Source organism: Streptomyces sp. NRRL B-3229 (assembly GCF_000719505.1).
GTDB lineage: Bacteria > Actinomycetota > Actinomycetes > Streptomycetales > Streptomycetaceae > Streptomyces > Streptomyces griseorubiginosus.
The window spans coordinates 35,826-57,253 of the sequence record NZ_JOGP01000010.1 but is presented as its reverse complement, the minus strand read 5'-3'; the positions used below and the strand labels follow the sequence as shown (position 1 = coordinate 57,253).

General features: G+C 72.1%; 20 protein-coding genes. 16 read left to right on the top strand and 4 right to left on the bottom strand.

Annotated elements, in window-relative coordinates:
* The first annotated feature begins 2 nt into the window (after positions 1-2).
* The 13 genes from IF54_RS0118000 to IF54_RS0117940 all read left to right on the top strand — a co-directional run bounded on the left by IF54_RS0118000 (position 3) and on the right by IF54_RS0117940 (position 14,024).
* Positions 3-1,472, top strand: a complete 1,470-nt coding sequence (locus IF54_RS0118000; protein ID WP_030319765.1) for an MFS transporter — start codon at positions 3-5, stop codon at positions 1,470-1,472.
* A gap of 176 nt (positions 1,473-1,648) precedes the next feature.
* Positions 1,649-2,062 (top strand): DUF3151 domain-containing protein, encoded by a 414-nt coding sequence (locus IF54_RS0117995; RefSeq protein ID WP_030319763.1) that lies wholly within the window; start codon positions 1,649-1,651, stop codon positions 2,060-2,062.
* A 149-nt stretch (positions 2,063-2,211) separates the two neighbouring features.
* Positions 2,212-3,054 (top strand): tryptophan 2,3-dioxygenase family protein, encoded by an 843-nt coding sequence (locus tag IF54_RS0117990; protein ID WP_020134444.1) that lies wholly within the window; start codon positions 2,212-2,214, stop codon positions 3,052-3,054.
* A complete protein-coding gene (gene kynU / locus IF54_RS0117985; protein WP_051735468.1) occupies positions 3,047-4,288 on the top strand; it encodes a kynureninase in 1,242 nt (413 codons plus the stop codon). Before IF54_RS0117990 ends, kynU begins: the two co-directional genes overlap by 8 nt.
* A 114-nt stretch (positions 4,289-4,402) precedes the next feature.
* On the top strand, positions 4,403-5,317 hold the full coding sequence (locus IF54_RS0117980; RefSeq protein ID WP_030319759.1) for an alpha/beta hydrolase: 915 nt from the start codon (positions 4,403-4,405) through the stop codon (positions 5,315-5,317).
* 157 nt (positions 5,318-5,474) lie between these two features.
* Complete coding sequence (locus IF54_RS0117975) at positions 5,475-6,536, top strand: alpha/beta hydrolase (protein ID WP_078852022.1); 1,062 nt, start codon at positions 5,475-5,477, stop codon at positions 6,534-6,536.
* Positions 6,537-6,615: 79 nt separating this feature from the next.
* Positions 6,616-7,794: an acyltransferase family protein gene (locus IF54_RS0117970; protein ID WP_037820213.1), complete on the top strand. Its 1,179-nt coding sequence runs from the start codon at positions 6,616-6,618 to the stop codon at positions 7,792-7,794.
* Positions 7,787-9,238, top strand: a complete 1,452-nt coding sequence (locus IF54_RS0117965; RefSeq protein ID WP_234439000.1) for a sensor histidine kinase — start codon at positions 7,787-7,789, stop codon at positions 9,236-9,238. Before IF54_RS0117970 ends, IF54_RS0117965 begins: the two co-directional genes overlap by 8 nt.
* Positions 9,235-9,930, top strand: coding sequence for a response regulator (locus tag IF54_RS0117960; protein WP_030319747.1), 696 nt, complete (start codon positions 9,235-9,237; stop codon positions 9,928-9,930). The genes IF54_RS0117965 and IF54_RS0117960 overlap by 4 nt, the downstream gene beginning before the upstream one ends.
* A gap of 97 nt (positions 9,931-10,027) precedes the next feature.
* The gene (locus tag IF54_RS0117955; protein ID WP_030319745.1) at positions 10,028-11,404 is read left to right on the top strand and encodes a sensor histidine kinase; all 1,377 of its coding nucleotides are present in this window, start codon (positions 10,028-10,030) and stop codon (positions 11,402-11,404) included.
* Complete coding sequence (locus tag IF54_RS0117950; RefSeq protein WP_030319742.1) at positions 11,401-12,066, top strand: response regulator; 666 nt, start codon at positions 11,401-11,403, stop codon at positions 12,064-12,066. Before IF54_RS0117955 ends, IF54_RS0117950 begins: the two co-directional genes overlap by 4 nt.
* 62 nt (positions 12,067-12,128) lie before the next feature.
* A complete protein-coding gene (locus IF54_RS0117945; RefSeq protein WP_030319741.1) occupies positions 12,129-13,334 on the top strand; it encodes a cytochrome P450 in 1,206 nt (401 codons plus the stop codon).
* 87 nt (positions 13,335-13,421) lie between these two features.
* Positions 13,422-14,024 carry a Uma2 family endonuclease gene (locus IF54_RS0117940; protein ID WP_030319740.1) on the top strand — a complete coding sequence of 201 codons (603 nt, stop codon included), beginning with the start codon at positions 13,422-13,424 and terminating at the stop codon, positions 14,022-14,024.
* Here IF54_RS0117940 and IF54_RS0117935 read toward each other — a convergent pair.
* Genes IF54_RS0117935 through IF54_RS0117925 form a run of 3 tightly spaced genes read right to left on the bottom strand, consistent with a single transcriptional unit; the run spans position 14,021 to position 16,755 of the window.
* On the bottom strand, positions 14,021-14,260 hold the full coding sequence (locus tag IF54_RS0117935) for a hypothetical protein (protein ID WP_030319739.1): 240 nt from the start codon (positions 14,258-14,260) through the stop codon (positions 14,021-14,023). The two genes, IF54_RS0117940 and IF54_RS0117935, sit on opposite strands and share 4 nt — an antisense overlap.
* Positions 14,261-14,293: 33 nt before the next feature.
* The gene (locus IF54_RS0117930; RefSeq protein ID WP_030319737.1) at positions 14,294-15,862 is read right to left on the bottom strand and encodes an ABC transporter permease; all 1,569 of its coding nucleotides are present in this window, start codon (positions 15,860-15,862) and stop codon (positions 14,294-14,296) included.
* The gene (locus tag IF54_RS0117925) at positions 15,859-16,755 is read right to left on the bottom strand and encodes an ABC transporter ATP-binding protein (RefSeq protein WP_030319735.1); all 897 of its coding nucleotides are present in this window, start codon (positions 16,753-16,755) and stop codon (positions 15,859-15,861) included. Before IF54_RS0117925 ends, IF54_RS0117930 begins: the two co-directional genes overlap by 4 nt.
* 74 nt (positions 16,756-16,829) lie before the next feature.
* Between IF54_RS0117925 and IF54_RS0117920 the strand changes: the two genes are divergently transcribed.
* A complete protein-coding gene (locus IF54_RS0117920) occupies positions 16,830-17,321 on the top strand; it encodes a GbsR/MarR family transcriptional regulator (RefSeq protein WP_030319733.1) in 492 nt (163 codons plus the stop codon).
* A gap of 54 nt (positions 17,322-17,375) precedes the next feature.
* Here IF54_RS0117920 and IF54_RS0117915 read toward each other — a convergent pair whose 3' ends face one another.
* On the bottom strand, positions 17,376-18,884 hold the full coding sequence (locus tag IF54_RS0117915) for an APC family permease (RefSeq protein WP_030319731.1): 1,509 nt from the start codon (positions 18,882-18,884) through the stop codon (positions 17,376-17,378).
* A gap of 149 nt (positions 18,885-19,033) precedes the next feature.
* Between IF54_RS0117915 and IF54_RS0117910 the strand changes: the two genes are divergently transcribed.
* Together IF54_RS0117910 and eutC are read left to right on the top strand one after the other, a co-directional pair.
* Positions 19,034-20,425, top strand: coding sequence for an ethanolamine ammonia-lyase subunit EutB (locus tag IF54_RS0117910; RefSeq protein WP_030319729.1), 1,392 nt, complete (start codon positions 19,034-19,036; stop codon positions 20,423-20,425).
* Positions 20,426-20,652: 227 nt separating this feature from the next.
* Positions 20,653-21,417, top strand: a complete 765-nt coding sequence (eutC, locus tag IF54_RS0117905) for an ethanolamine ammonia-lyase subunit EutC (protein WP_037820209.1) — start codon at positions 20,653-20,655, stop codon at positions 21,415-21,417.
* The last annotated feature ends 11 nt before the right edge of the window (positions 21,418-21,428 follow it).

The following is a 21,428-nucleotide window of genomic DNA, read 5'->3' as shown; positions in this document are numbered from 1 at the left end:
GCATGTCCGATGTCCGGCTGGCCTCGCCGCAAGGCAAGTGGATCCTGCTCACCACCGTCCTCGGCTCCAGCATGGCGATGCTGGACTCGACCGTCGTCAACGTCGCCCTGCCGCGCATCGGCCGCGACCTGGACACCGACCTCGCCGCGCTCCAGTGGACGGTCAACGCGTACATGCTTACGCTGGCCGGGCTGATCCTGCTCGGCGGCTCCCTCGGCGACCGGTACGGCCGCCGCAAGGTCTTCGTCATCGGCGTCGTCTGGTTCGCGGCGGCCTCGCTGCTGTGCGGGCTCGCGCCGAACGCCGGTGTCCTCGTCGCCGCCCGGGCCCTCCAGGGCGTCGGCGGCGCGCTGCTCACGCCGGGGTCCCTGGCCCTGATCCAGGCCTCCTTCCACCCCGACGACCGGGGCCGGGCCGTCGGCCTGTGGTCCGGGTTCGGCGGCATCGGCGCGGCCGTGGGACCGTTCGTGGGCGGCTGGCTGGTGGACGGCCCGGGCTGGCGCTGGGTGTTCCTGCTCAACGTCCCGCTGGCCCTGGTGTGCGCGCCGATCGCGGTACGGCACGTCCCGGAGTCCGCGGACGGACGTACCGACCACGGGCGCTTCGACGTGCTCGGCGCGGTCCTGGGCGCGCTGGCGCTCGCGCTGGTGACGTACGCGCTCATCGAGGCCCGTTCCGGCTCCCTGGTGGTCGTCGTCACGGCGGTTGCCGGGCTGGCCGCAGGGGTGGCCTTCGTGTCCGTCGAGAAGCGGCGGCCCGATCCGATGATGCCGCTCGGGATCTTCGCGTCCCGGCAGTTCACGGCGGTGAACCTGGTGACGCTGTGCGTGTACGCGGCCTTCGGCGGGTTCTTCTTTTTGGCCGCCCTCCAGCTCCAGGTGGTGGTCGGCTGGTCGGCCCTCGCAGCCGGTACGGCCCTGCTGCCGACGACCGCGCTGATGCTGCTGTTCTCGGCGCGCTCGGGTGCCCTCGCCGACCGCATCGGGCCGCGCATCCCGCTCACCGTCGGCCCGCTGCTGTGTGCGGCGGGGATGCTGCTGATGCTGCGGGTCGGCCCCGGCGCGTCGTACCTCGCCGACGTCCTGCCCGCGCTGCTCGTCCTCGGGACCGGCATGGTCACCCTGGTCGCGCCGCTGACGGCGACCGTGCTGGGGTCGGTGGACACCTCGCGGGCGGGCCTGGCGAGCGGGATCAACAACGCGGCGGCCCGGGCGGCGGGGTTGATCGCGGTGGCGGCGTTGCCGCTGGTCGCGGGGATGGGGGAGGAGGCCTACCGGTCGGCTTCGGCGTTCGACGACGCCTTCGGGCGGGCGATGGTGGTGTGTGCGGGGGTGTTGGTGGTGGGGTCCGTGGTGGCTTTCTCGACGGTGCGGTCGCTGCCGGCGGGGTGCCGGAGGCCGGAGTGCCGGACGCATGGCAGCGTCGTGACACCGCCGCTGGAGGGGGAGCGGACTCGGGGGCGGCTGTCGTAGGGCGGCTGCGGGCCGGCGGGGGCTGGTCGCGCAGTTCCCCGCGCCCCCAGACAGGTGGGTGCAGTCAGGGCCTGCTCAGCTGTGCCCACCCGTTTTCAGGGGCGCGGGGAACTGCGCGACCAGCCACGACGGACCCGCGGACAACGACGGACCCCAAGGCGAGGGAAACTGGACCCATGTCGATTCACGAAAACCTTCTCGGGGGTCCGCCCCCGACCCACCTTCCCGACGACCCGGAGCCCCGCGAGCTCCTGGCGAACGGCACCGCCCCCGCGGACGTCGCCGCGAAGTACCCCACCTCCTCCCTCGCCTGGGCCCAGCTCGCCGACGAGGCGTTCGAGCGGGGCAGTGTCGTGGAGTCGTACGCCTACGCCCGCACCGGCTACCACCGCGGCCTGGACTCGTTGCGCCGCAACGGCTGGAAGGGCCACGGCCCGGTCCCCTGGGAGCACGAGCCGAACCGCGGCTTCCTGCGCGCCCTGCATGCCCTGGCCCGCGCCGCGGGATCCATCGGCGAGCAGGAGGAGTACGAGCGCTGCTCGCAGTTCCTGAAGGACTCCTCGCCGACGGCGGCCCAGACGCTGGGCTGATCCGCCGTACGTTCTCCGGGCCCGCCTGTGTGATCAGGCGGGCCTTGCCTTTTGCGCGGACCATGGAAGAGGATGCCCGGCGGGGACCGGGGCCCCGTGTCGGTAACGGCAGGGCGGACCGCTACCCGGAGTAATAACAGGAGACAGCGATGTCGTCCCATGAGGCTCAGGAATCGCAGGAGCCCGAGACCCCGCATCTCGACTTCCAAGGCACGACGCCGTACGAGGACTACGTCAAGGCGGACGTGCTCACCCACCTCCAGCACACCCTCTCCGACGATCCCGGAGAGATGGTCTTCCTGGTCACGACCCAGGTCATGGAGCTGTGGTTCACCGTCATCGTGCACGAGTGGGAGACCGCGGCCGCCGCGCTGCGCTCCGACGACGTGCCCACGGCCGTCGCCGCGCTGAAGCGGTCCGTGCGTGAGCTGGAGGCGCTGACCGCCTCCTGGAAGCCGCTCGGCCAGCTGACCCCCGCGCAGTTCAACTCCTACCGCTCGGCCCTCGGCGAGGGCTCCGGCTTCCAGTCGGCGATGTACCGGCGCATGGAGTTCCTGCTCGGCGACAAGTCCGCGTCCATGCTGGTCCCGCACCGGGGCGCGCCCCGCGTCCACGCCGAGCTGGAGAAGGCGCTGCACGAGCCGAGCCTGTACGACGAGGTGCTGCGGCTGCTCGCGCGGCGCGGGCACGCGGTCCCGGCGGCGGTGCTCGACCGTGACGTCTCGCTCCGGTACGAGCCGTCGGACGAGGTGGAGGCCGTCTGGACGGCTCTCTACTCCGGCCCCGAGAACGACGAACTCGCGCGTCTCGGTGAGGCGTTGACCGATGTCGCCGAGCTGGTGTGGCGCTGGCGCAACGACCATCTCGTCGCCACCCGCCGCGCGATGGGCTCCAAGGCCGGCACGGGCGGCTCCGCCGGGGTGGCCTGGCTGGAGAAGCGTGCGCGCAAGAACGTCTTCCCCGAGCTGTGGACGGCGCGGTCCCATGTCTGAACTCGCTTTCAAGGCACAGGAGTTGGACGCCGGTGACGAACTGGCGGGCGTGCGCTCCCGGTTCGTCCTCGACGACGTGGTGTACCTGGACGGCAACTCGCTGGGCGCCCTCCCGGCGGCCGTCCCGGGACGCGTCGAGGACGTCGTGCGGCGTCAGTGGGGGTCCTTGCGGATCCGGTCCTGGGACGAGAGCGGCTGGTGGACCGCGCCCGAGCGGATCGGCGACCGGATCGCTCCCCTGGTCGGCGCCGAGGCCGGGCAGATCGTGGTCGGCGACTCGACAAGTGTCAACGTCTTCAAGGCACTTGTGGGCGCGGTACGGCTCTCGGGCGGTCCGGACTCCGGTCGGGACGAGGTCGTCGTGGATGCGACCACCTTTCCCACGGACGGGTACATAGCCGAGTCCGCGGCCCGGATGACCGGCTGCACGCTGCGCGCGGTGACCCCGGCGGAGGTGCCGGGCGTGCTGGGCGACCGTACGGCGGCCGTCCTGCTCAACCACGTCGACTACCGCAGCGGGCGTCTGCACGACCTGCCGGGGCTGACCGCCGCCGTGCACGGGGTGGGCGCGATCTCCGTCTGGGACCTGTGCCACAGCGCGGGCGCCCTGCCGGTCGGGCTCGACGCGCACGGGGTCGACCTCGCGGTCGGCTGCACCTACAAGTACCTGAACGGCGGCCCCGGTTCACCGGCGTACCTCTACGTCCGCCGCGAGCACCAGGACCGCTTCGACTCCCCGCTGCCGGGCTGGACCTCGCACGCCGAGCCCTTCGGCATGAGCCCGTCCTACGTCCCGGCCCAGGGCGCGGTGCGCGGCCGCGTCGGCACGCCCGACATCCTCTCCATGCTCGCCCTGGAGGCGGCCCTCGAGGTGTGGGACGGGGTGACGGTCGAGGCGGTGCGCGCCAAGTCCCTCGCCCTGACGGACTTCTTCCTGGAGTGCGTCACGTCGTACGTCGGTGAGGGGCGCGTCGAGTGCGTGACCCCCGTGGCCCACGCGGAGCGCGGCAGCCAGATCGCGTTGCGCTGCGACGACGCCGGTGCGGTGATGAAACGGCTGGTGGAGCGGGGTGTGGTGGGCGACTTCCGGCACCCTGACGTGCTGCGGTTCGGTTTCACGCCGCTGTACGTCGGGTTCGCGGACGTGGAGCGGGCGGCGGGCGTGCTGGCGGAGGTGCTGACGGAGGTACAGGCGGAGGTGTCGGCGGAGACCGCCGATCCTCACCCAGCGTGACATCCCCATGTCCGCGCACGTCACCGGCCTGATACCGTCCCGGCCAACGGCCGAATTTCCTTCCAGGAAGCTTCACGGTCCGTCAGAACCGTTCCGTTGCTGAGAGGTTGGAGCATGCCCGACGACGCCGTAGGCCGTGCCGCCGCGGAAGCCCGTGCCGCGGCCGAGGAGGAGTCGGCCTTCTCGCACCCGGTGGTCGACCCCGACGTCACCCTGGCGTACGGGGACGACCCCGACCAGGTGATCGACTTCTACGCCCCGCGCGAGCCCGCGGCGCCCGGGGGCGCTCTGGTGCCCCTGGTCGTCGTCCTGCACGGCGGGGCGTGGCGGGCGCCGTACGACCGGCGGCATGTGACGCCGTTCGCGGACTTCCTGGCCCGGCGGGGGTTCGCGGTGGCCAACGTGGAGTACCGGCGGGGCGGGGCCGCCCTGCCGGCACAGCGCGGCGCGGGGGAGGCCGGCCCCGTCGCCGGGCGGTGGCCCGAGACCTTCGACGACGTGGCCGCCGCGATGGACGCGCTTCCGGCGCTGGTACGGGAGGCGCTCCCGCAGGCGGACCCGCGCCGGATGGTCGTCACCGGGCACTCCGCGGGCGGTCACCTCGCGCTGTGGGCTGCGGCGAGGCACGTCCTGCCGGCCGACGCCGTCTGGCGCACCGACCGCCCGGCGCCGCTGCGCGGGGTCGTCGCGCTGGCCCCGATCGCCGACTTCACGATCGCCGACAAGCTGGACGTGTGCGGTGGGGCGTGTCGTCAACTCCTGGGCGGGCAGGAGGAGTTCACCGAGCGGGTGCCGTACGCCGACCCGGCACTCCTGCTGCCCACCGGCATCGCTACCACCCTCGTCCAGGGGCGGGCCGACCTGGTCGTCCCGCAGGCGGTCGCCGAGGCTTACGCGGACGCGGCGGCCAAGGCGGGCGAGGTGGTCGGGCTGACACTGCTGGAGGAGGCCGGCCACTTCCCCCTGATCGACCCGGCGGCGGACGCCTGCGCGGTGGTCGCGGAGGAGATCGCCCAGCTGGCGTGGTGACGGCGGCGCAGCGGGGCGCTGTGCGTCCTCCCGGTGATACCCGTCATACCTGAGAGCTACGGCTCGGAAGAGCTCCCTGGCGGGACGCGGACGACGACCCGCGCTCCGTAACTTCCCCTCCATACAAGCCCGATGGCCGGGCGGAGGGGAGACGACCATGGGGCGGATCCGGCGCGGTCTGCGCAGCGGGTACGGGCAGTCGCGTCGCACGGACGACGATCACGGAACCGGCGGTCAGGAGACCGACGCCGCCGGTACCCGCCGTACTCACAGATGGCGTCGAGCCTTCCTCGCCGCCCTCCTCGTCACCGCCGTGGTCGGCCCGCTCTCCGCCGCCGCCCGCCCGGAGATCCCCGCCCCGCCCCCGGCCGCGCTCCCGACGCTCACCGCGGCGACCCTCGACCGTGCCTACGCGGCCAACCGCGCCAACGCCGAGGCGGCCGCCCGCATGGCCGCGGCCCACGGCGACACCCATCGTGCCAAGGCCGACCGGGAGTTGGCCGACCCCGCCCGCCACCTGCTCGCCTTCGACGGCCGGGGCACCGGAGAGGCGACGGAAGTCCTCGGCGACCTCGCCCACGCCGACCATGTGGCGGTCCTGGTGCCCGGCTCCGACACCTCCCTCGACACCTACTCCCGCTTCCGGGCCACCGCCCGGGCTCTGCACCGGCAACTGACCAGGACCGCCCCCCGGGGCACCCGCACCGCGGTGGTCGCCTGGCTCGGCTACCGCACCCCGGACACGGTGAGCACCACGGTCCTGACCACGGACAGGGCGGACGAAGCGGCCCCCGGGCTCAGCGAGTTCATCCGGCAGCTGCACGGCATCGTCGGCACCGGAGCGACCGTCTCCCTCGTCTGCCATTCCTACGGCGCCGTCGTCTGCGCGAGAGCCGCCGCCCACCTGGACGTCGACGACCTGGCCCTGATCGGCAGCCCCGGCGCGGGCGCGGACACCGCGGCCGGTCTGCGCACCCCCGCGAGGATCTGGGCGGCCCGCGGCAAGGACGACTGGGTCGGCGAGGTCCCCCATGTGAGGACCGACCTCTTCGGCGTCACCGTCGGCTTCGGCACCGACCCGGTCTCCCCGGCCTTCGGCGCCCGTGTCTTCGCCGCGGGCGAGGGCGGTCACAGCGGCTACTTCACCCCGGGCTCGGTCTCCCTGGCCAACCTCGCCCGGATCGTCCTCGGGGACACCGCGGAGGTGACCCGTGGCTGACCGCACCCGCCACCCCCGCAACTGCACCGACCACCCCCGCAACCGCACCGACCACCCCCGCAGCGGCGTACGCGAGGGCATACGACAGGCCGCCGAGCGGATCGACGCGGCGACACCTCCCGAGCGGGACCGTGCCGTGGACGCCCTGCGCGCCCTCGCGATCCTCGGTGTGGTCCTCGGCCACTGGCTGGTGACGGCCCTCGTCGCCGACGGCGGCACCCTGCACACCGCGAGCCCGTTGCAGCACATGCCCTGGCTGGCCCCGATCTCCTGGGTCTTCCAGACGCTGGCCGTGTTCTTCCTGGTCGGCGGCCATGTGGCGACCCTCGGCTACACCTCGGCACGTGCCCGCGGGACGACGTACCCGCAGTGGCTGAGAAGCCGGCTGGCCCGGCTGTTCAAGCCGGTCGCCGCCGTCCTCGCGCTGTGGACGGTGGCGGCGACCGCCCTGCTGCTGACGGGTGCGCCGTTCGGCACGGTCCGCACCCTGGTCAAGCTCGCCCTGTCCCCGCTGTGGTTCCTCCTGGTCTTCGGTGTGCTCACGGCCGCGACCCCGCTGCTGCGGAGGCTCAACCCGCTGTGGCCGCTGGCCGTCGTCCTCCATGTGGATCTGGTGCGCTTCGGACTCGGCGGCCCGGACTGGCTCGGCTGGGTCAATCTGGCGGCCGGCTGGCTCGTGCCGTACACCCTCGGTGCTGCCTGGACACGGGGCGAGCTGGAGGGGCGGCGCGCGGGGTGGCTCCTGCTCGGCGGCGGTGCGGTGGTGACGGCGGTGCTGGTCGGGTGGGCGGGGTATCCGGCCTCGATGGTCGGCGTGCCGGGCGCCGCCGTCTCCAACCTGAACCCGCCGACGCTGGCAGCCGTCACCTTCGGCCTGGCCCAGTGCGGAGGCGCCCTCCTGCTGCGCGACCGACTGCGCCGCGGCATGCGCCGCCCTACGGCCTGGGCGGCGGTGGCGCTGGTCAACCTCTCCGCGATGACGATCTTCCTCTGGCACCAGACCGCGCTGATGGCCACCACGGCCACCAGCCTCGCCGCGGGCCGGCTCCCCGGTCTGCACACCGTCCCCGACGGCCTGGGCTGGGTGGCGGCCCGGCCGGTCTGGCTGCCGGTGTTCGCCCTCGTCCTGGCGGTCTGCCTGGTGGCCTTCCGGTCCCTGGAGCAGGGGCCGCGCAGGGCCGGGGACCAGGGCTCGCGGGTGATCCATGTCCACCGCCGTACGGAACCGGCGGCAACGAAGGAGGTGCGTCGTGCCTAGGGTGGTCGGCGTGACGGAGACGGGGATCCGGCGGAGAGTCGTGGGCCGACTGCTGCGCCGGCTGGGGGTGTTGAGGGATGACCTGTGGACGACGCGGCCCGATCCGCTGCCCCCGTCGGTCTGGTTGCGCTGGCTGCCGCACGGCGTGATGTGGCTTGTCGCCTTCGGGGTGACGGTCGGCGTCGTGGCGCCCCTGATGGACGGCGGCGGGGTGGGAGGCAGTGCCGCCTTCGCGATCGGTCTCGCGCAGGGTGCGGCCGTCGTGTTCGCGTTGTGGCGGCCCGTCCCCGCGTGGTGGCTGTCGACCGCGGCCATGGTGGTCGGCGCTCTCGAAGTGCGCCGGCAGCTGCTGGCCGGCGGCTCGCACGGCTTCACCTGGCCCTGGACGGCCGGTGGACTCATCGGGCACCTGGCCGTACTGCTGCTGCTCGCCCTCCGGGTGCCCACCCGGGTGGCTGTCGAGGCACTGGCGGTGACCCTGCTGCTCACCTACCTCGTCGAGGGCGTGCTGGGCGCACCCGACTTCCAGCCCACCGGGGTGCTCGCGGCGATCCTGTTCACCGTCGTGGTGGTGCTCGGCACCGCCCTGCGGGGCCGCCGTGAGGCCAGCAGGGCACTGGTCGAGCAGACCACGCTCACCGCCGAGGAACGCGCCCGCCGCACCGTGCTGGAGGAGCGCAGCCGTATCGCCCGCGAACTGCACGACGTGGTCGCCCACCACATGTCCGTCATCTCGATCCAGGCCCAGGTCGCCCCCCACCTCGTGGCGGACCCGTCCGAGGAGCTGAAGGAGAACCTCGCCGGCATCCGGCAGAACGCGCTGGAGGCCCTGACCGAGCTGCGTCGCGTCCTGGGCGTGCTGCGGTCCGAGCACCCGGAGCCACCGGAACCGTCCGCCGACCCCGCCACCGGCACTGCCCCGCACGCGCCGCAGCCCACCCTGGACCGGATCGAGGCGCTCGTGGAGAACACCCGGGCCGCGGGGCTGACGGTGGTGCTCCGGTGCAGCGGCGAGCGGTGGTCGTTGCCGTCGGGCGTGGAGCTGTCGGCGTACCGGATCGTGCAGGAGGCGCTCAGCAACGTCCTGCGGCACGCGCCGGGCGCGGAGGTCCACGTCCATGTCGAGTACCTGCCGATCGGCGTGGTCGTCGAGGTCGCCAACACCCGCCCGACGAAACATGCGGCGCCCTCCGAGGGCGCCGGACACGGGCTGCTCGGCATGCGGGAGCGGGCGGCGATGCTCAGCGGCGTCCTGCTGGCGGGCCCCCAGCAGGAGGGCGGCTACAAGGTGTACGCCTACCTCCCGGCGTCCCCGGCCGACAGTGACCCGCTCCCCGGGTCCCCGAGCACCACCGGCGGGACCCGCCCGGCCACGACTCCCACCGACCCCGACCCGGCCTCCGCCCGGCACCTGGCCGGCAACCCGAAGGAAGACACCGCATGACGAGCGGCACGACCGGCCCGACCGGCAGCATCCGCGTACTGATCGCCGACGACCAGCAGATGGTCCGGCAGGGCTTCAGCGTGCTGCTGGGCGCCCAGCCCGGTATCGAGGTGATCGGGCAGGCCGTCGACGGCCTGGACGCCGTCGCCAAGGTCGCCGAACTCGTCCCGGACGTGGTCCTGATGGACATCCGCATGCCCGAGCTGGGCGGTATCGAGGCCACCCGCCGCATCACGGACGAGCGGCCGGAGATCCGGGTTCTGGTGCTGACCACCTTCGACCTCGACGAGTACGTCTACGAGGCGCTGCGGGCCGGAGCCTCCGGGTTCCTGTTGAAGGACGCCTCCGCGGAGCAGCTCGCCGAGGCCGTGCGGGTGGTGGCGGCCGGGGACGCGCTGCTCGCCCCTGGCATCACCCGGCGGCTGATCGCCGAGTTCTCCCGCCTCGACAAGCGGCCCCGCGCCCCGCTCAGGCGCCGGGTCGGCGAGCTGACCGAGCGGGAGACGGAGGTCCTCGCGCTGATCGCGCAGGGCCTGTCGAACGCGGAGATCGCCGAACGGCTCGTGGTGGCCGAGCAGACCGTGAAGACGCATGTGGGCCGCATCCTGGTGAAGCTGGGGCTCAGGGACCGTACGCAGGCGGCGGTGTTCGCCTACGAGTCGGGGCTGGTGCGGCCCTCGGGGTACCGGTGACCGGCCCCTCCCAGACCCGTAGTACCTGAGAGGGACCCCCAAGGACCCGTCTCACTGGTGACGACGGTGACCCCCGCCCCCGCCTACCGTTTCGATCGTGACCCATACGACCGAGACGCACACGACCCTTCCGCAGGGCGGCAGCGGCGGATACGACGCGTACAAGCCCCGCAGTCCGGAGTTCAGGGCCGCCATGGACGCCCTGCGCGGCCTGCGGCACGACCTGATCAGCGACGCCCTCGCCTATCGCCCGCTGCCTCCCCGGAGTGCCGGCAAGGGGCTCTCCCGCCTTCTGAGCGGGCGGCTGCGGGAAAGCGCGGTCTGGACACCCCACGCGCTGATCACCGCGGCCGGCCTGATCGCGATGCTCATCGGCTCGGACAACAGCGGCCGCGGCGCTACCACCAACCTCTTCGTCGGCCTGCTCGCCCTGGTCCCGATCCTGCTGACCATGGTGCGGCCGATCATGGCCTTCTGGCTGTCGCTGGCCGCGACCGCGATCGCCTATCCGATGGCTTTCGTCAACTCCTGGCAGCAGGACTGGCCATGGCTGCCGGGCAGCTTCGCCTGCCATCTCGTCGTGCTCACCGTGGTGGCCCTGCGCACCCGGCCGCGCACCGCCGCGTGGATGTGGCTGCTCACCGGGGCCTACGGCCTGATATGGCAGGCAGCCCTCGGCGGCGGGCACTACTTCCGCTCCAACACCGTGGAGATGCTGTTCGTCTCCGCGCTGTCCCTGCTCGTCGTGAGCCTCTGGCACATACGCCGGAGCGCCGAGCAGACGGTGACCGCCCAGCAGACGGTGACCGAGCACGAACGCTCCCGCCGCACGCTGCTCGAGGAGCGCACGACCATCGCCCGCGAACTGCACGACGTGGTGGCCCACCACATGTCGGTCGTCGCCATCCAGGCGGAGGCGGCGCCCTACCGGGTGGAGAACCCGCCGCCCGAGCTGGAGAAGGCGTTCGCCACCATCCGGGAGAACGCGGTGGCGGCCCTCACCGAGCTGCGCCGGGTCCTGGGCGTGGTCCGCGCCGAGGACTACGAGGCGCCGGACGCCCCGCAGCCCACCCTCGCCGACCTCGACGCCCTCCTCGACAATGTGCGCGGAGCGGGCCTGAGCGTCGACAAGGCGGTCACCGGGGCGGTCCGCGAACTCCCGCAGGGCGTCGAGCTGTCGGCGTACCGGATCGTCCAGGAGGCACTGAGCAACACCCTGCGCCATGCTCCCGGGGCGAGCGCACGGGTCGAGATCGGATACGTCCTGGGCGGCCTGGGCCTGCGCATAGTCAACGGCCCGCGGCCCGAGCTGTCGCTGCTGAAGCCCTCGCCCGGCGCGGGCCACGGCATCACCGGCATGCGGGAGCGGGTCTCCATGCTGAACGGCGAGATGAAGGCGGGCGCCACGGACGAGGGCGGGTACGAGGTGGCGGTGTTCCTGCCGGTGCCGCTCAGGGACGAGGGTGAGGCATGACGATCCGTGTCCTGGTCGCGGACGACCAGATGATGGTCCGCGAGGGCTTCTCGGTGCTGCTGAACGCGATGCCGGACATCGAGGTGGTCGGCGAGGCCGTCAACGGCCGCGAGGCGGTGGACCGGGTCCGCGAACTCGCCCCCGACGTGGTCCTGATGGACATCCGCATGCCGGAGCTGAACGGCATCGAGGCGACCAGGGAGATCGTCGCGGCCGACGGCACGGCGAAGGTCCTGGTCCTGACGACCTTCGACCTCGACGAGTACGTGTACCAGGCGTTGCGCGCGGGAGCCTCCGGCTTCCTCCTCAAGGACGCCTCGGCCCGCCAACTCGCCGACGGGGTCAGGGTGGTGGCCGCCGGCGAGGCACTGCTAGCCCCCTCGGTCACCAGGCGCCTGATCACGGAGTTCTCCAAACTCTCCGAGTCCCCCCGCCTCATGGTCTCCGCCCACACGGCCTACGGCGACCTCACCGACCGGGAGACCGAGGTCCTGGTCCTCATCGCCCAGGGCCTGTCGAACCTGGAGATCGCCGGGCGGCTGGTGGTGGCCGAGTCGACGATCAAGACGCATGTGAGCCGGATCCTGGTGAAGCTGGGCCTCAGGGACCGTACGCAGGCGGCGGTGTTCGCGTACGAGGCACGACTGGTGACACCGGGGTAGGGGAGCGTCCCCCTGGTAGTCCCCCCTGGTCAGCGGCGGGGTTCCCGGGCTAGCGTCCCCGCATGGCAGCCTTCGATCCCTGGGACCCGGCGTTCCTCGCCGACCCCTACCCCGCCTACGCCGAGCTGCGTGCCAAGGGGCGTGTGCAGTACTTCGAGCCGACGAACCAGTGGCTCGTCCCGCACCACGCGGACGTCTCCGCGCTGCTGCGGGACCGCAGGCTCGGGCGGACCTACCAGCACCGGTTCACGCACGAGGAGTTCGGGCGCACGGCACCGCCGGCGGAGCACGAGCCGTTCCACACCCTCAACGACCACGGGATGCTGGATCTGGAGCCGCCGGACCACACCCGGATCCGGCGACTGGTGTCGAAGGCGTTCACCCCGCGTACGGTCGAGCGGCTGGTGCCGTACGTGACCGGGCTGGCCGGGCAGCTGGTGGACCGGCTCGTCGAGGCGGGGGGCGGGGATCTGCTCCGGGATGTCGCCGAGCCGCTCCCGGTCGCCGTGATCGCCGAGATGCTGGGGATCCCCGAGTCGGACCGGGCGCCGCTGCGGCCCTGGTCGGCGGACATCTGCGGGATGTACGAGCTGAACCCGTCCCAGGACACCGCGGCCCGTGCGGTGCGGGCCTCCGTGGAGTTCACGGAGTACCTGCGGGAGCTGATCGCCGAGCGGCGGGGCAGGCCCGGGGACGATCTGATCTCGGGGCTGATCGCCACGTACGACGAGGGCGACCGGCTCACCGAGCAGGAGATGATCTCCACCTGTGTGCTGCTGCTCAACGCGGGCCACGAGGCCACCGTGAACGCCACGGTCAACGGCTGGTATGCCCTCTTCCGCAACCCCGAGCAGCTGGCGGCCCTGCGCGCGGACCACTCGCTCGTGCCGAGGGCCGTCGAGGAGCTGATGCGCTACGACACCCCGCTCCAGCTGTTCGAGCGGTGGGTCCTGGACGAGATCGAGATCGACGGGACGACCGTCCCGAGGGGCGCCGAGATCGCCCTGCTCTTCGGCTCCGCCAACCACGACCCGGCCGTCTTCGACCACCCCGAACGCCTCGACCTCACCCGCGCCGACAACCCCCACATCTCCTTCAGCGCCGGCATCCACTACTGCATCGGCGCCCCCCTGGCCCGCATCGAACTGACCGCCTCCATGAGGGCCCTGCTGGAGAAGACCCCCGCCCTGACTCTGGCGAAGCCCCCGGAACGCAAGCCGAACTTCGTGATCCGGGGGCTGGAGGGACTGAGCGTCGAGGTGAGGTGATCGCTCGTTCGGCTGATCACCAGGCGAACAGGCGCGCGCTTCGCTCGGTGCTCGCCACACTGGCCACAGCCTGAGAGGGGGTGCACCATGACCGTTATGGCAGAGCGCGCAGTGCAGTCGTCCCAGATGTCGGTGGAGGAGTTCGAGAGGATCGCCGCCTTCGCGGCCAAGGAGACCGACGACGCCGTCAGGTTCGAGTTCATCAACGGACGGATCGGGGTCAAGAAGGTGGCCGACGGGGACCACGACACGATTGTCGTGTGGCTGAGCAAGCGCTGTATGCAGGTCCGACCCGATCTCGACCTGTATCAGGGTCGGGGGCTGCGAGTGGAGAAGTACCGGGACGGCAGAGCACGCCCCGACGCCGTCCTCGTGCCTGAGGAGCACTTCGCGGGGCATGGTGAGTGGGCCGATCCGACTGGTGTGCTCATGGTTGTCGAGGTCACCTCCTACGACTCCGACACCGACCTGCGAGATCGCCAGGAGAAGCCCGTCGCGTACGGGGCGGCGGGCATTCCCCTCTACCTGTTGATCGACCGCGACGCCTGCACGGTCGCTCTCTACGCCGATCCGGACCCTGGGGTCGGATACCGCAGCATCCGCAAGGAGCCCTTCGGGGCCACACTGCTGCTCCCCGACCCCCTCGGCATCGAACTCGACACCGAGAAACTCAAGCAGTACGTCGACTAGCTCCGGAAGACCCGGACGATCAGGGTGAGGATCAGTACGGGCAGGAAGGCTCCCGCCAGGATCACCAGGGGCAGCTCCGTCAGCAGGACCGTGAGGTTCATGCCCTCGTTCTCGAAGCCGCCGCCCAGGTGGCGTTCGGTGCGGGCCATCGACAGCCACAGCAGGGGGGCCGCCGTCGCCCCCGCCGCCGACAGCGCACAGCCCCCGCAGGTCACTCCGTCGACACGCCATTTCATGTCGGGAGGGACGTCCGGGGCGCTGTCCGCGGTTCAGGTCGTCAGGTCACGGCGGCGCAGGCCCGCGAGGCCTCCCGTGACCAGGGCCGCCGCCAGCGCGAGCAGGACTAGCACCGGGCCCCACTCCATCGCCCCGCCCGGCAGCTTCGGCAGGTGCCCGAAGGGGGACAGGTCGAGGACCGCGCGCGGGGCGTCCAGCGCGGGGCCGACCCAGCCGATCAGGAGGACCGCCCCGGCGACTCCCCAGGCCAGAGGAGCGACCCGGGGGGCCACCCCGTACAGCAGAACCGTCACACCGCCGATCACCCACACCCCCGCCACCTGCACCAGGCACGCGCCCAGGATCGGGCCGACCTGCTTGCCGTAGCCCACGGCGAAGCCGAGACCCGCGATCAGCATGATGAGCACCGCGCCGCCGAAGGCGATCACCAGATGGCCCGAGGCCCACCGCAGCCGGCCCACCGCGTTCGCCAGCAGCGGTTCCGCCCGCATCGAGGTCTCCTCGCCGTGCAGCCGCAGCACCGACGCGACCATGTACAGCGCGGCCACCAGTCCCAGCATCCCGGTCATCGAGGCGAGGAAGGCGTCCGTGATCCCGGACTGTCCGCCCATCCGCTCGAAGATCTCCCGGGCCTTCTCGTTGTCGCCGACCAGGTCGGCCGCGCCGTCGGTGAGACCGCCGTAGACCACCCCGGCCAGGAAGAAGCCGATCGACCAGCCGAGCACACCGCCCCGATGCAGCCGCCAGGCCAGCGCGCCCGCCGTGCCCAGGCGGCCGACGGCAGGTCCCGGACGGGTCGGCACGAAGCTCATGCCGACGTCCCTGCGGCCCGCCAGTACGTAGGCCAGCGCGCCCTGGCCCGCCACCGCCGCCGCGAAGAGCAGCAGCACCCACCAGCGTTCACCGGCGAAGGGGCGCAGCTGCGACAGCCAGCCCAGCGGCGACAGCCAGGTCAGCACCGAGGACGAGTCGGTCGACACCGAGTCCCCCGCCGCCCGCAGCGCGAAGGCCACGCCCAGCACCCCCGCCGTCAGACCTCGCGCCAGCCGCGCGCTCTCCGTCAGCTGGGCGACGATCGCGGCCATCGTGGCGAAGAGCATGCCCACGGCGGCGAGCCCCAGCCCGAACGCCAGCGCGCCCACCACTCCCTGGCCCGCCAGACCCGCCGTCACCAGCAGGGCCAGCACCCCGCTCGCCACGGCCGCCGCCAGCAGCGCCGCCGTCAGGGAGGCCCGTCGTCCCATCACGCCCGAGGCGAGCAGTTCCTGTCGTCCGCTCTCCTCTTCGTCCCGGGTGTGGCGTACGACGACCAGGAGGCCGGTGACGGCGGCGAGCGCCCCCGCGTAGACGCCGACGCGCCAGGCGGTGAGGGCGCCGAGGGAGTCGTCGAAGGCGGGCCCGATCAGCGCGCGGAAGGAGGAGTTGGCGGCGACCTGGTGCAGCAGGTCGGCGCGTTCGGCCTCGGTGCCGTACAGGCCCTTGAGGGTGTTCGGCATGGAGAGGACCATCAGGGCGTTCACCGCCACCCACACCGGGATCATCAGCCGGTCGCGGCGCAGGTTGAAGCGCAGCAGTACGCCGGTGCCGACGAGCGAGGTCATGACGTCGCCTCCTCGTCCTGGTAGTGGCGCAGGAACAGTTCCTCCAGCGTCGGCGGGGTCGACGTCAGCGAGCGCACCCCGGACTCGCTCAACTGCCGCAGCACCGCGTCGAGTTTGTCCGTGTCCACCTGAAGCCGGACCCGGTGGCCCTGGACGTCGAGGTCGTGGACGCCGGGCAGGTGCGCCAACCCGTTGGGCGTGCCCGCGAGTTCGGCCGTGACGCTGGTGCGGGTGAGGTGGCGCAGGTCGGCGAGCGAGCCCGTCTCGACGGTGCGGCCGCGCCGGATGATGCTCACCCGGTCGCACAACTCCTCGACCTCGCTGAGGATGTGGGACGACAGCAGCACCGTACGGCCGCGCTCGCGCTCCTCCTCGACACAGCGCTGGAAGACCTCCTCCATCAGCGGGTCCAGGCCCGACGTCGGTTCGTCCAGGATCAGCAGGTCCACGTCCGAGGCGAACGCGGCGACCAGGGCGACCTTCTGGCGGTTGCCCTTGGAATAGGTGCGGCCCTTCTTGGTGGGGTCCAGCTCGAAGCGGTCGATCAGTTCGGCGCGCCGCGTCGCCGAGAGGCCGCCGCGCAGCCGGCCGTAGAGGTCGATGACCTCGCCACCGGAGAGGTTGCGCCACAGGGTCACGTCGCCGGGGACGTAGGCGATCCGGCGGTGCACCTCGACCGCGTCCGTCCACGGGTCGCGGCCGAGAACCTGTGCGGCTCCGGAGTCGGCGCGCAGCAGGCCGAGCAGGACGCGGAGGGTGGTGGACTTCCCGGCGCCGTTGGGCCCGAGGAAGCCGTGCACCTCGCCGGTCTCGACGTCCAGGTCGAGTCCGTCGAGGGCCTGGGTCCGCCCGAACGACTTGCGCAGTCCGGAGACGGTGATGGCCTTCGTCATGCTTCAGAACGTACGCTTCTTTCAGAAATTTGTGAAGTTAAGGAAGCATGTGAAGCCCGGTTAGGGTGGTGACCATGACGGATGCGGTGCAGCGGGACCCGGAGGCGGTCTCCAAGTTCGTGGAGGGCTTCGCAGCCCAGCTCGTCGAGGCGGGGATGCAGCGCATGCCGGCCCGCGTCTTCGCCGCCCTCCTGTCCTGCGACAACGGCTCGATGACCTCGGTCGAACTGGGCGAGCAGCTGCGGATCAGCCCCGCCGCCGTCTCCGGCGCGGTGCGTTACCTCGCCCAGACGCACATGGTCTCGCGGGAGCGCGAGCCCGGTTCGCGCCGGGAGCGGTACCGCGTGCACGGCGACCAGTGGTACGAGGCCCTCACCAACCGCGAGGCCGTCCTCAAGCGCTGGGAGGTCGCCCTGCGCGAGGGTGTCGCCAGCCTCGGCGCCGACACCCCCGCGGGACGCCGCATGGCCGAGACGCTCGCCTTCTTCGAGTTCGTCGAAGTCGAGGTCGCGGCCATGATGGAACGCTGGCGGGTGCACCGCGAGAAGCTGTTCGGAACCCCCTAGAGCCTGTCCGGCGAGCAGGTGCTCACCCCTGGAGCCCGTCCGGCGAGCAGGTGCTCACCGCTCCTTCGTCTCCTCCAGCACCGTCCGCCCCAGCAGCAGATAGCGCTCCGGCGACCGCCGCTTCAGGTACTGCGCGTACCCGATGCCCAGTGCCGCGACCGCCGCCACCAGCCACGGTGTGGCCTTCAGGACCAGGGAACCCGACTCCGAGCCGGCCGCCGCGCCCATGTTGGAGATCAGCAGGGCGACCACCGCGAGCATCGCCACACCGCCGATCAGCGGGGCCGCGAGGGTCTTGAACCAGTGGCGGCTCTCGGGGTGGTGCGAGCGGAAGTACACCAGCACCGCGAACGAGCACACCGCCTGCACGACCAGGATCGCCATGGTGCCGAGGATGGCGAGCAGGACGTAGGTCCCCGTGTACGGGTCCTTCCCCGCCGCCCAGAACGCCAGCAGGAGTACGGCCGTCACCCCCGTCTGCACCAGGCCCGCGACGTGCGGCGAGCCGTGCCGGGGGTGGGTGCGGCCGACCGTGTGCTTCAGCGAGGGCAGCACGCCCTCGCGGCCCAGCGCGTACATGTAGCGGGCGGCGCAGTTGTGGAAGGCCATGCCGCAGGCCAGCGAGCCGGTGATCATCAGCCACTGCATGACGTCGACCGCCCAGTGGCCGACGTAGCGCTCGGTGGGTCCGAAGAAGAGCTCGAGGGGGTTGGCGGTGGCGACCTTGACGGCGCTGCCCTCGCCGGTGCCCGAGATCGCCATCCAGGAGACGAAGACGTAGAAGACGCCGACGCCGAGGACGGAGATCATCGTCGCCTTGGGGATGATCTTCTTCGGGTTGCGCGACTCCTCGCCGTACATCGCCGTCGACTCGAAGCCGACCCACGACCAGAAGGCGAAGAAGAGTCCGAGGCCGGCGGAGGTGCCCTGGAAGGCGTGCACCGGGTTCACCGGGGCGAGACTGAAGCCGTCCGGGCCGCCGCCGTGCAGGGCGACCGAGATGGCCATGGCGGCGAGGATCGTCACCTCGGTGCCGAGCAGCACGACCAGCAGCTTCTCGGCGACCGAGACACCGAACCAGGTGCCGGTCGCGTTGACCGCGAGCATCAGCGCCGCGAACGCCCACCAGGGGATGTGCACCCCGGTCTGGTCCTTGAGCGTCCCGGTCGCGAAGGTCGAGAAGATGCCGATCAGCGCCGGCTCGAAGACGACGTACGCGAAGGTGGCCAGCAGGCCCGACGCGAGGCCCGCGGTGCGGCCGAGGCCGTAGGAGATGAAGCCGTAGAAGGCGCCCGTGGAGGTGATGTGCTTCGCCATCGAGGTGAAGCCAACGGAAAAGATTGCCAGGACGACCATTGCGACGAGATAGCTCGCCGGGGCACCGATGCCGTTGCCCGCGGACACCATGAAGGGCACGTTGCCCGTCATCGCGGTGATCGGCGCGGCGGTCGCCACGGCCATGAACACCACGCCCAGCAGGCCGATGGCGTTGGGCTTGAGCCGGTGAACCGTGCCGCCCTCGTCCGTCCTCGCCGCTGGGGCGACTCCCTCGTCCACTGCCATCGGGCTGGCCCCTCTCCTTGCGTGTGCACTGTCTGCTGGACCGGAACTCTGGAGACCGAATGAGTCGAGCAAGGGTCTCGGCATGTTAAAAGTTTGTCAACCAGACCTTTAGAAATCTGGCGGCAACATGCGGCTCGTAGCGTCGCCGCATGAGCTATTCGTCCGTCCTGGGCGGCGAGCGGTACCGCTTCGAGACCCTCGCCCGTCTCCTCGCCGCCGCGAGCCCCGAACGCTCCGGAGACCGGCTGGCCGGGCTCGCGGCCGCCTCCGAACGCGAGCGGGTGGCGGCGCGCCGGGCCCTCGCGGAGGTGCCGCTCGCCCGGTTCCTGACCGAGCCGGTGATCCCGTACGACAGCGACGACGTGACCCGGCTGATCCTCGACACGCACGACACGGCCGCGTTCGCGCCGGTGGCAGGGCTCAGCGTCGGCGAGTTCCGGGAGTGGCTGCTGTCCGAGCGGGCGGACGCGGCGGCGCTGGCCGCGCTGGCGCCGGGAGTCACGCCCGAGATGGCCGCCGCGGTCTCCAAGCTCATGGGCAACGCGGACCTGGTGGCCGTGGCCCGCAAGGTCCGCGTGGTCACCGCGTTCCGCTCGACGATCGGGCTGCCGGGACGGCTGGCGACCCGGCTCCAGCCCAACCACCCCACCGACGACCCGGCGGGCGTGGCCGCGGCCCTCCTCGACGGACTGCTCCTCGGCTCCGGGGACGCGGTCATCGGCATCAACCCGGCGACCGACAGCCCGAAGGCCGTACGGGACCTGCTGGAACTGCTGGACGGGGTGATCCAGCGGTACGCCATCCCCACCCAGTCGTGCGTGCTGAGCCATGTGACGACGAGCGTGGACCTCATGGCCCGGGGCGCTCCGGTGGACCTGGTCTTCCAGTCCATCGCCGGGACACAGGCGGCCAACGCGTCCTTCGGCGTGACCCTGGGACTGCTCGACGAGGCGTACGGGGCGGCGCTCGCGCTGGAGCGGGGGACCGTCGGGCAGAACGTCATGTACTTCGAGACCGGGCAGGGCAGCGCCCTGTCGGCGGACGCGCATCACGGGGTGGACCAGCAGACGGTGGAGGCCCGGGCGTACGCGGTGGCGCGCAGGTACCGGCCCCTGCTGGTGAACACCGTCGTCGGCTTCATCGGCCCGGAGTACCTCTACGACGGCCGGCAGATCCTGCGCGCCGCCCTGGAGGACCACTTCTGCGGGAAGCTGCTGGGTCTGCCGATGGGCCTGGACATCTGCTACACCAACCACGCGGACGCAGACGACGACGACATCGCCACCATGCTGACCATGCTGGCGGTGGCCGGGGCGTCCTTCGTGATCTGCACGCCGGGCGGCGACGACATCATGCTCAACTACCAGTCCGCCTCGTACCACGACGCGTTGTACCTGCGCGAGGTCCTCGGGCTGCGCCCGGCACCGGAGTTCGAGGCGTGGCTCGACGCGATCGGGCTGCTGGACGAACGGGGCGGGATCCGCGAGGTCTCCGAGGACGGCCATCCGCTGACCGCGATCGGGAAGGAGCTGGCGGCATGAGCGACGTTGCCGTGCAGGAGGGCGGGTTGGTGGGCGAAGCCGCCGGGACGGAGGGCGAGTTCGTGGGCGAAGTCGCCGGGACGGAGGGCGAGTTCGTGGGCGAAGTCGCCGGGACGGAGGGCGAGTTCGTGGGCGAAGCCGCCGGGCAGAAGGGCGAGTTCGTGGGCCAAGCCGCCGGGCAGAAGGGCGAGTTCGTGGGCGAAGTCGCCGTAGAGCCGGGTGAGTTCGTGGGGGAGACGGCCGTACCGGTGGCCGCGTCCGATCTGTGGTCCGCGCTGCGGCGGCGCACCCAGGCCCGGATCGGCCTCGGCCGGGCCGGCTCCGCCCTGCCCACCCGGCACCGCCTCGAACTCCAGGCGGCGCACGCGGCGGCGCGGGACGCGGTGCACTCGCCGTTCGCCCCGGACGTGATCGCGGCGGCGCTGCCCGGGACGCCGACGGTACGGGTCCGCAGTACGGCCTCCGACCGGCTCACCTACCTCCAGCGTCCTGACCTGGGCCGCCGTCTCGACCCGGTGGACCGGGCCCATCTGCCCACGGGGGAGTGGGACGTGGTCTTCGTGGTCGCGGACGGGCTCTCCAGCCGGGCCGTGCACGAGCACGCGGCGGTGGTCGTCCGGGAGACCACGGCCCGCCTCGGGAACTGGAGCGTGGCCCCGGTCGTCCTCGCCGAACAGGCCCGGGTGGCCCTCGGTGACGACGTGGCGCACGCCATGGGAGCCGCGATGGCGGTGGTCCTCATCGGCGAACGCCCCGGCATGTCGGCGGCGGACTCCCTGGGCGCGTACCTGACCCACCGCCCGGTCCCCGGCACGACGACCGACGCCGACCGCAACTGCCTCTCCAACATCCGGCCCCCACGGGGCCTGTCGTACGAGAGGGCGGCGGCGAAGCTGACGGCGCTGATGGTCAGGGCACGGGAACTGGGGCTCACGGGGGTGGGCCTGAAGGACGACTCCGCCGACGAAGAGGTACGCGAGCGCCTGCTCTGAAGTAAGGCTGA